Annotated in this window: 9 protein-coding genes; all 9 read right to left on the reverse strand. The window is 68.3% G+C overall.

Annotated features, from left to right (window positions below; genetic code table 11):
* Positions 1–44: 44 nt before the first annotated feature.
* The 9 genes from AOQ37_RS23245 to clsA all read right to left on the reverse strand — a co-directional run bounded on the left by AOQ37_RS23245 (position 45) and on the right by clsA (position 9,371).
* Positions 45–1,433 carry a DNA polymerase IV gene (locus AOQ37_RS23245; RefSeq protein WP_062646536.1) on the reverse strand — a complete coding sequence of 463 codons (1,389 nt, stop codon included), beginning with the start codon at positions 1,431–1,433 and terminating at the stop codon, positions 45–47.
* A 242-nt stretch (positions 1,434–1,675) separates the two neighbouring features.
* Positions 1,676–2,149: a bifunctional nuclease family protein gene (locus AOQ37_RS23250; RefSeq protein ID WP_004934251.1), complete on the reverse strand. Its 474-nt coding sequence runs from the start codon at positions 2,147–2,149 to the stop codon at positions 1,676–1,678.
* An 84-nt stretch (positions 2,150–2,233) separates the two neighbouring features.
* Positions 2,234–2,971 carry a transcriptional regulator FtsR gene (gene ftsR / locus AOQ37_RS23255; RefSeq protein ID WP_062646537.1) on the reverse strand — a complete coding sequence of 246 codons (738 nt, stop codon included), beginning with the start codon at positions 2,969–2,971 and terminating at the stop codon, positions 2,234–2,236.
* A 44-nt stretch (positions 2,972–3,015) separates the two neighbouring features.
* Entirely contained in the window at positions 3,016–3,900 is an 885-nt protein-coding gene (locus AOQ37_RS38955; RefSeq protein ID WP_078890317.1) for a zinc-ribbon and FHA domain-containing protein, read from the reverse strand.
* Positions 3,901–3,982: 82 nt separating this feature from the next.
* On the reverse strand, positions 3,983–4,816 hold the full coding sequence (locus tag AOQ37_RS23265; protein ID WP_062646539.1) for a DUF881 domain-containing protein: 834 nt from the start codon (positions 4,814–4,816) through the stop codon (positions 3,983–3,985).
* 5 nt (positions 4,817–4,821) lie between these two features.
* Entirely contained in the window at positions 4,822–5,154 is a 333-nt protein-coding gene (locus AOQ37_RS23270; RefSeq protein WP_020133151.1) for a small basic family protein, read from the reverse strand.
* Positions 5,151–5,987 carry a DUF881 domain-containing protein gene (locus AOQ37_RS23275; protein ID WP_062646540.1) on the reverse strand — a complete coding sequence of 279 codons (837 nt, stop codon included), beginning with the start codon at positions 5,985–5,987 and terminating at the stop codon, positions 5,151–5,153. The genes AOQ37_RS23270 and AOQ37_RS23275 overlap by 4 nt, the downstream gene beginning before the upstream one ends.
* Positions 5,988–6,152: 165 nt before the next feature.
* Entirely contained in the window at positions 6,153–8,648 is a 2,496-nt protein-coding gene (locus AOQ37_RS23280; protein WP_062646541.1) for a mannose-1-phosphate guanyltransferase, read from the reverse strand.
* 114 nt (positions 8,649–8,762) lie between these two features.
* The gene (clsA, locus tag AOQ37_RS23285) at positions 8,763–9,371 is read right to left on the reverse strand and encodes a cardiolipin synthase ClsA (RefSeq protein WP_062646542.1); all 609 of its coding nucleotides are present in this window, start codon (positions 9,369–9,371) and stop codon (positions 8,763–8,765) included.
* Between the last annotated feature and the right edge of the window lie 109 nt (positions 9,372–9,480).

A 9,480-nucleotide genomic window follows, 5' to 3' on the forward strand; every position in this document is an offset into this window, starting at 1 on the left:
CACCCCGCACTTCGAACCGCTTCACTCTGTGTAACTGATCCGCCTCAGGCAGAGTTCCCGGACTCCACACCCGACGGCTCCGTCTCCGGATCCGGCGCTCCCGCCACCGCGCCACCGCCGTCGCCCTCAGGTCTTCGCCGCACCAGCGGCAACGGATCCGCCGGCTCCAGCTCAGGATCGTCGGTCCTGAAGGTCCGCACCCGGCCCGGCTCCGACTCGGGCGTCTCGAACCGCACGGTGACCCGGCCCAGGCCGCTGCCCTGCACCCATCCGTGTCCGAGCCCGGCATGGCGCACGTCGTGTCCCGGGCGCCACTGGTGCTCGACCGGCACCGGCACCTCGCCCACGGGCTCGACCTCGGCGAGTTCCTCCTCGGGCCCGTCCGTCCGGTCCCCCGCGGCCTGCGCGAACAGGTCCTCCTGGGTGAAGTCGGCCAGCCCGCTCACTCCCACGCCCAGCAGCCGCACCCCGCCCGTGCTGTCCACCGAGTCCAGCAACCGGGCCGCCGCCTCCCGGACCACCGCCGGATCGTCGGTGGGCCCGCGCAGGGTCTCGGACCGGGTGAGCGTGGAGAAGTCGTACCGCCGGACCTTCAGCACGATGGTCCGCCCCGACAGACCGGCCCCGCGCAGCCTGCGCACACACCGGTCGGCGAGCCGCTGCACCTCCAGCTCCACCCGGACCCGGTCATGGATGTCCACGTCGTAGGTGTCCTCGACCGACACCGACTTGGCCTCCCGCTCCGCCACCACGGGCCGGTCGTCGCGGGCCAGCGCCATGGCGTACAGCGCGTGCCCGTGCGCCTTGCCCAGCAGCCGCACCAGCTCGTCCTCACCGGCCTCGGCGATCTCGTCGATCGTGAGGATGCCGGCCCGCCGCAGATGGTCCCCTGTCGCCGGACCGACCCCCGGCAGGGTCCGCACCGACATCGGGCCGAGCAGGGCCCGCTCCGTGCCCGGCTCGATGAGCACCAGCCCGTCCGGCTTCGCCTGCTCCGAGGCGATCTTCGCCAGCATCTTGCAGGAGGCCAGGCCCACCGAGCCCGTGAGCCCGGTCACCGCCCGGATGTCCGCACGCAGTCTGATCCCCGCCAGCCGCGCCGAGTCACTGTCCCAGGCCGCTCCCCCGGCCTCCAGGTCCACGAACGCCTCGTCCAGACTCAGCGGCTCCACCAGCGGCGACAGCGCCCGCAGCAGCCCCATGACCTGCTCGCTGATCGTCCGGTAGAACGCGAAGCGCGGCACCAGATACGCCGCGTTCGGCGCCCGCCGGCGCGCCTGGGCCATGGGCATCGCCGAGTGCACCCCGAAGACCCGCGCCTCGTAGGAGGCGGTCGCGACCACGCCGCGGGGCCCCAGACCACCCACGACCACCGCTCTCCCGCGCAGGCTCGGCTTGGACGCCTGCTCCGCCTGCGCGAAGAAGGCATCCATGTCGAGATGCAGGATCCTGCCTTCTCGACGGTAGGCAGTCACCAGGGGTGCGTCAACGATCGCCACACTCGGCACGCCGAGTGATAATCACCCTGAGAGTGGTTTCCCGCACCCCGCCGCGGGGAAAGGCTAGCCGAATGCGCTGAGAAGAAGCCGTAGGACGCTCTCACTCGCCGGTGGCATTTGCCGAAAACAGTGCGGGCGTCCCGGTGCAGGACGCCCGCCTCGCGCGCATGTGCCGGCTACTGGTTGCTGGTGCCGAAGTCCTCGGGCGAGATCTGGTCGAGGAACTCGCGGAACTTCTCCACCTCGTCCTCCTGCTCGTCGGGGATGGCGATCCCCGCGTCGTCCAGGACCGTGTCACTGCCGTAGATCGGTGTCCCCGTGCGCAACGCCAGCGCTATGGCGTCCGAGGGACGCGCGCTCACCTCGACCCCGCTGGCGAAGACCAGCTCCGCGTAGAAGACGCCCTCCCGCAGGTCCGTGATGCGCACCTCGGTCAGCTCCTGGCCCACGGCCTCCAGCACGTCCTTGAACAGGTCGTGGGTCAGCGGTCGCGCGGGAGCCATGCCCTGCTGGGCGAAGGCGATCGCCGTCGCCTCACCCGGTCCGATCCAGATGGGAAGGTAGCGGTCGCCTCCCACTTCACGCAGCAGCACGATCGGTTGGTTGGAGGGCATCTCGACCCGGACACCTACGACATCGAGCTCGTTCACACAGCAACCCTAGGCCGTGCCCGGGACGTTTGGGTAGTCGGGCCGGGAACGGGTGACCGATCCGCCCAGGGCGAAACCGCCCGCTCAGGGCAGCCGCACCCCCAGCGCCGTCTGCACCAACGCCGTGTGCAGCCGCACCGTCAGGCCCGCGATCTCCTTCGTACGGGCCTGCGCGTGGGCCCTCGTCTGCGGATTGCGGTGGCGCTTCAGCGGGGCCACCACCTGGTCCACCAGACCGGCCTCACGATCGGCCGCGGCCTTCATCACCCGCAGATGCCGGGGCTCGATCCCGAACCGGCCCAGCTCGGCGACGAGCGCCGCCACCGTGGCCGCCTCGGCGTCGTAGACCCCGTCCTCCAAGGGCGCGACGAGGCCGTACGACTCCCACTCCTCGAGCTCCGGCTCACCGATGCCCGCGGCCGCCAACAGCTCGGACCGGCCGATCCTGGCGACGGTGGGACCCTCCGGCGCCTCCACGACGCTCTCACCGTCCCGCTGCCGGCCGACGGTCGGCAGCGCAGCTGCCTCACCGCGCTCCATGGCGTCCAGGTGCTCGCGGATGACCTTGAGCGGCAGATAGTGGTCCCGCTGCATCCGCAGGACGTGACCGAGACGCTCGACGTCCCGCACACTGAACTTCCGGTACCCCGAAGGGGTCCGCTGCGGCTCGATCAGCCCTTCCGACTCCAGGAAACGGATCTTGGAGATGGTGACCTCGGGAAACTCGTCACGCAGCGCGTTCAGTACGGTGCCGATGCTCATCGAGCCACCGTCCGTGGCGGCGGTGCCGTGGCCGGCACCGCCCCTCGGTGTTTGAAGCATGGACCTTCCCTGGGGAGTCCCCCCGGACGGTGCCCGGGGGCCGGTCAGTAGCCCCGCTGGCTCGCGTAGAAGACCAGCCGGTACTTGCCGATCTGCACCTCGTCACCGTTCGCCAGAGGGACCTCGTCGATCCGCTCCCGGTTGACGTACGTTCCGTTCAGACTGCCGACGTCCGCCACCTTGAACGTGCCGTCCGGGTTGCGCCGGAACTCCACATGGCGACGCGAGACCGTCACGTCGTCCAGGAAGATGTCGCTCTGCGGGTGACGGCCGGCCGTCGTCAGGTCGCCGTCCAGAAGGAAACGGCTGCCCGAGTTCGGACCACGGCGCACGACCAGCAGGGCGGAACCCAGCGGCAGCGCGTCGACCGCGGCCTGCGCCTCGGGCGAGAGGGCGGGCAGCTGCGTCTGACCGGTGACCTCGGCGTCGTAGGCCTCGAGACCGGAGATGGAAATGGTGGAGGTCGTCTCCGACGCCCGCTCGGGCGTCAGCCCGGGGCGCAGCGGCGCGCCGCAGTTGGAGCAGAAGCGGCTGTTCTCCGCGTTGCGGTTACCGCACCTCGTACACACCAGGGCCGACATAGGGGAAAACCCTCCACCCGTACTTGAGGTTGACGGTTGGCCGAAACCTATGCCGCCGGACTGCGCAGGGTCAACCGACGCCGCGCCCTGGCCACCGGAAATGTCGCCGCCCGGACCAGCCACCTGATCCCGGAACAGCGGCCGCTGACCCTCCGCGTCAGGCTGTGCGCGATGGCGAGCGGTCGCGTTGTCGCTACCCTCTCGCGCGCTCTTGCCGAACAACTTCGCAAACAACTTCACGGGCGATTCCCCTTGACCGAAACAGACCCGCCCGTGGGGCAGGACGAACCCTGACTGAATACACCGGTCGACCCGGACATCTTCACAACGTCCGTGTCCACCAGACAGTTTCCACCACGCACCACCCGATCGGTGCGTCGACCCCCCGCAACCTCATGCCCCTGCCGGATGCCCCCCATGCACCCCCGGTTCACTGGCCCGACGACCGAGCGTAGTCAGGCTGCTTCGCCGCTCGCAAGGCGTCCACGACGATCTTGTCCGACCGCTCGACAGTCACCGTGGCCTGCTCCTTCTCGAGAGTCTGCACCACTCCTCCAGGAATGTTCAGCGCCGGCTCCAGGTCCTGCGGGTTGCCGATGACCTTGAAACGAAAGGGCGTGTTGATCTTGTTCCCGTCGACGCTCACGCTGTTGCCCGAATCCGTCAGAAAGGTGTCGGCGACGACCCGCACCCCGTTCACCTGGATCGCCTCGGCCCCCGCCGCGCGCAGTTCCTGGATCGCGTCGAGCAGCATGTCCGCCTCGACCGTCCCCTTCGTGTCCTCGATGGTCATCGTGATACCCGGCCCCTGCGCAGCCACCGTGCCCGCCAGGATGCCGAGTTGTTTCTCCTTCTCGACCGTCTGCTTCCGGGCCTCCTCGGCCTGGTCGGAGCTGTTCTCCAGCTCCCGCTGCTGCGTCTCGAGTCCTTGCTTCTCGTCCTCAAGACGCTGACTTCGGTCGTCGAGTTCATCGAGGATGCGTACGAGATCTTCCTGACGCGCACCGCGCAGCGCGTTTCCGCTGTCGCTGTTGGAGGCGACCTGCACCGCCAGGCCGAAACCCAGGCCGAACAACAGCAGGGCGACGATGAGTTGGGCCCTGGACACCCGCGGCGGCCACAGCCCCTGCACCAGCCGCTGCCGCCCGGTCACCACGGGCTCGGCCGGCTTCTCGGCCGCCGCGTCCGCCGGCGGCGTCACCGGCACCTCGTCGGGCAGCTCCTTGCGGAGCATGTACTCGGGCGTCTCGTCCTGGTTGCTCATCGGCCTCACGCCCGGAAGACATGCCGACGGATCGCCGCGGCATTGGAGAAGATCCGGATACCGAGGACGACGACGACACCGGTGGACAGCTGCGACCCCACGCCCAACTCGTCACCCAGGAACACGATCAGCGCGGCCACCACCACGTTCGACAGGAAGGACACGACGAACACCTTGTCGTCGAAGATGCCGTCGAGCATGGCCCGCAACCCGCCGAAGACGGCGTCCAGCGCCGCCACCACGGCGATCGGCAGATACGGTACGACGGCCGCCGGAACCTCGGGCTGGACCAACAGTCCGGCCACGACTCCCACGACGAGGCCCAGTACGGCGATCACGATGTGCCCTTCTCAGTCTTCGGCTGCGCTGTACGTACGATCACACTCGGTGCGGCGGGCAACCGGACGTCGTCGGCCACGGAGATGGCCGTCCGGATGCCGTAGTTCTCCTGCAAGGCGTTCAGATACAGCCCGTCGGCGCTGTTCTGGAACCTGGTGCTGAGGTTTTTCCCGTCCCCCACCGCGAGCACCGTGTACGGCGGAACCAGCGGCTTGTTGTCGACCAGTATGGCTTCGCCGGCGGCCCTGATGGCGGAGAGCGCCGTCAGCCGCTGTCCGTTGATGGAGACGGCCTCGGCGCCCGACGCCCACAGGCCGTTGACCACCCGCTGCATGTCCCGGTCCCGCACCCGCCCGGTGTCGGAGAACCCGGTGGTCTCCCGCGGGTCGCCGTCACCGCCCGTGCTGGCTTCCTTGGCGTCGTCCACGACCAGCTTGACGCCCGGCCCGTGCACCGCGACGGCGCCCGACAGCACCCCCATCAGATCCGCCCGCTCACTGCCGCCGCTCTGCTTGAGCGCCTCCTGCTGCCGAGCGCTCACATCGTCGCGCAGCTTGTCGACGGCGCTCTCCAGCTCGTCGGCCGCGTCGGTCTCACGATCGATACGGTCGATGAGCTCCTCGCGCTCCTTCGCGACGACCGGCGCGGCGACCCGCGCCTGCGCAGCACCGACGGTGACCACGAGGGCAGCGAGCACCAGGCCCACGGCGAGACCGAGCTTCGCCCGTACCGTCCTGGGCAGGCCACCTGCCCCCTCGGCCTGCTTACGGGCGGCGGCCTCGGCATAACCGTCGTCGAGGCTGTGATCCATGACGTTGGTGAGCAGCGACATGGAAGCGTCCGGGCGCGACACACGCGCGGGTGTGCTCCGAACGGGGGGCTGCTGCGGCATGCCGCACATCGTCGCACGTCGTGCCCAGTACCTCCGAATGGCCCCACCGGCGTGCCGGACAGGCCCCCTTGGGGACACTTGTCCGGCACGCGCGCGTACGCGTGGTCAGCGTCCGGCGCTGTCCACGACCGCCGCCCACTCGTCGAGCAGAGCCTGCGCGGACGCGTCGTCCGGCCCCTCCGCCCACAGATGGGTGACGGCCTCGGCCGGGTCCGGCAGCACCATCACCCAGCGCCCGTCCGTCTCCACCACCCGGACGCCGTCGGTGGTGTCCACGAAGCGATCTCCGGCCGCCTCGACGACCCGCCGCATCACAAGACCCTTGACGGCCCACGGGGTCGCCAGATCCCGCTTCAGGACGTGCGCCCGCGGGATCCGCGCGTCGATCTGGCTGAGGGTGAGCTGCGTGCGCGCCACCAGCCCGATCAACCGTACGAAGGCCGCCGTGCCGTCGAAGACACTGCTGAACTCCGGGACGATGAAGCCGCCCTTGCCGTCACCGCCGAAAATGGTCGTCTCGTCCCGCCCGACCCGGGTGAGGTCGTCAGGGGAGGTCGTCGTCCACTCGACCTGCGTCCCGTGATAAGCCGCCACCTGCTCGGCGATCCTGGTCGTGGTCACCGGCAGGGCGACCCGCCCGCTGCGCCGCTCGGCGGCCACCAGGTCGAGCAGCACCAGGAGGGCCCGGTCGTCCTCGATGATCCGGCCCTTCTCGTCCACGAGGGAGAGCCGCTCACCGACAGGATCGAACCGCACACCGAACGCGGCCCGCGACGACGCCACGATCTCGCCGAGGCGGACGAGCCCGGAACGCCGCTGGTCCCCCGTCTCCGTGGGCCTGGCCTCGTTCAGACCGGGGTTGACGGTCAGCGAATCCACCCCGAGCTTGCCCAGGAGGCTCGGCAGCACCAGCCCGGCACTGCCGTTCGAGGCATCCACCACGACCTTGAGACCGGACTCGGCAATTCCTGTCGTGTCCACGTTCCGCAGCAGGGACCCGGTGTAGGAGTCGAAGACGCTCGCCGGGAAGTGCAGGTCCCCGATCTCTCCCGGGAACGCCCGCCGGTACTCCTGACGGGCGAACACCCGGTCCAGCTTGCGCTGACTGCCCTGCGACAGGTCCGCGCCCCGCCCGTCGAAGAACATGATGTCGACGGAGTCCGGCACCCCGGGCGAGGTCCGGATCATGATCCCGCCGGCGCTCCCTCGCGCCGTCTGCTGCCGCGCCACGGGCAGCGGTACGTTCTCCAGGTCCCGTACGTCGATGGCACTGGCCTGGAGCGCGGAGATGACCGCCCGCTTCAGCGCACGGGCACCACGCGAGTGGTCCCGGGCCGTGGTGACCGTGGACCCCTTCTTGAGGGTCGTCGCGTACGCGCCGGCGAGACGGACCGCCAGCTCGGGCGTGATCTCGACGTTCAGGATTCCGGAGACCCCACGGGCACCGAACAGATGCGCCTGCCCACGGGACTCCCAGATCACCGACGTGTTGACGAACGCACCGGCTTCGATGGTCTTGAAGGGGTAGACCCGCACATTGCCCTGCACGATCGATTCTTCACCGATCAGGCATTCGTCACCGATGACGGCGCCGTCCTCGATCCGGGCCGCCCGCATGATGTCGGTGTTCTTCCCGACCACACAGCCGCGGAGATTGCTGTGCTGACCGACGTACACGTTGTCGTGCACGACGGCCTTGTGCAGGAAGGCCCCGCTCTTCACGACGACGTTGGAACCGATGACCGTGTGCTCACGGATTTCGGCGCCGGCTTCGACCTTCGCGTAGTCCCCGATGTAGAGAGGGCCGCGAAGATCGGCATCGGGATGCACTTCGGCACCTTCGGCGACCCACACGCCCGGCGAGATCTCGAACCCGTCGATGTCGACGTCGACCTTGCCTTCGAGCACATCGGCCTGGGCCTTCACATAGCTCTCGTGCGTGCCGACGTCTTCCCAGTAGCCCTCGGCGATGAAGCCGTAGACCGGCTTGCCTTCCTTCATCAGCTGCGGGAAGACATCTCCGGACCAGTCGACGGACACATCGGCCTCGACATAGTCGAAGACCTCGGGCTCCATGACGTAGATGCCGGTGTTCACGGTGTCCGAGAAGACCTGACCCCAGGTCGGCTTCTCCAGGAACCGCTCGACCTTGCCCTCTTCGTCGACGATGGTGATGCCGAATTCCAGCGGATTGGGCACACGCGTCAGACAGACGGTGACCAGCGCACCCTTTTCCTTGTGAAAGTTGATCAGCTCGGTGAGGTCGAAGTCAGTGAGGGCATCACCGGAGATGACGAGGAAGGTGTCGTCCTTCAGCGCCTCCTCTGCGTTCTTGACGCTTCCGGCGGTACCGAGTGGCTTCTCCTCGTTGGCATAGCTGAGCTCCATCCCGAGCTCCTCGCCATCACCGAAGTAGTTCTTGACCAGCGACGCCAGGAACTGAACAGTAACGACGGTCTCGTTGAGCCCATGCCTTTTGAGCAGCCTCAGTACGTGCTCCATGATCGGCCGGTTGGCCACCGGCAGGAGCGGCTTGGGCATGCTCGAGGTCATTGGGCGAAGGCGCGTGCCTTCGCCTCCGGCCATCACGACGGCCTTCATGTCGGAAGCGTCCTCCTAAAGAGACGACTGTCTAGCCGACTTCACCCGTCCAGATTGTCCCGCACTTTTCGTCGGCGGGCCATCGAGCCACTGCTCAGCTGCCGATCGGACAGGTCAGTCGGCCGTGGCGTCCGCACGAACCAGGCGGCGGACCTGTACCACATACAGGACTCCTGCCCACCAATAGAGCGTTGTACCCCACCAGGCGAACGCCCATCCGAAAATGGCAGCGAGTGACGCGAGCCAGCCACTTCCGTCACTGAGAAGAAGCAGCGGGAAGGCGTACATCAGGTTGAAGGTGGCCGCCTTCCCCAGGAAGTTCACCTGCGGCGGCGGATAGCCGTGGCGCCTGAGGATCCAGACCATCACCAGCAGAACCAGTTCGCGCGCCAGAAGTACAGCCGTCAACCAGAGAGGCAGAATCTCCCGCCACGTCAGGCCGACCAGCGTCGAGAGAATGTACAGCCGGTCCGCGGCAGGGTCGAGGAGCCGGCCGAGGCTGCTGATCTGGTTCCAGCGTCGAGCGAGCTTGCCGTCCAGATAGTCGGTGATCCCGCTGAAAGCCAGCACGAGGAGAGCCCAGCCGTCGCTCTGCGGGCCCCCGAACTCGGGCCGGAGGATCAACCACAGGAACACGGGCACGCCGACGAGACGCGCCATGCTGAGGATGTTCGGGATGGTGAGGACCCGGTCTGTCTGGACACGGGTCTCCTGGACCTCCACCCGGGGGCCTCCAGTAGAAAATGAGCCAACGATGCCCCCTGACCTTACCCCAACGCAAAAAAGCTCTGGCTCTCGGGCTGTATGCCCAAGAGCCAGAGCTCTAAAAGGA

It is taken from the genome of Streptomyces maremycinicus (genome assembly GCF_001184025.1).
Classification (GTDB): domain Bacteria; phylum Actinomycetota; class Actinomycetes; order Streptomycetales; family Streptomycetaceae; genus Streptomyces; species Streptomyces maremycinicus.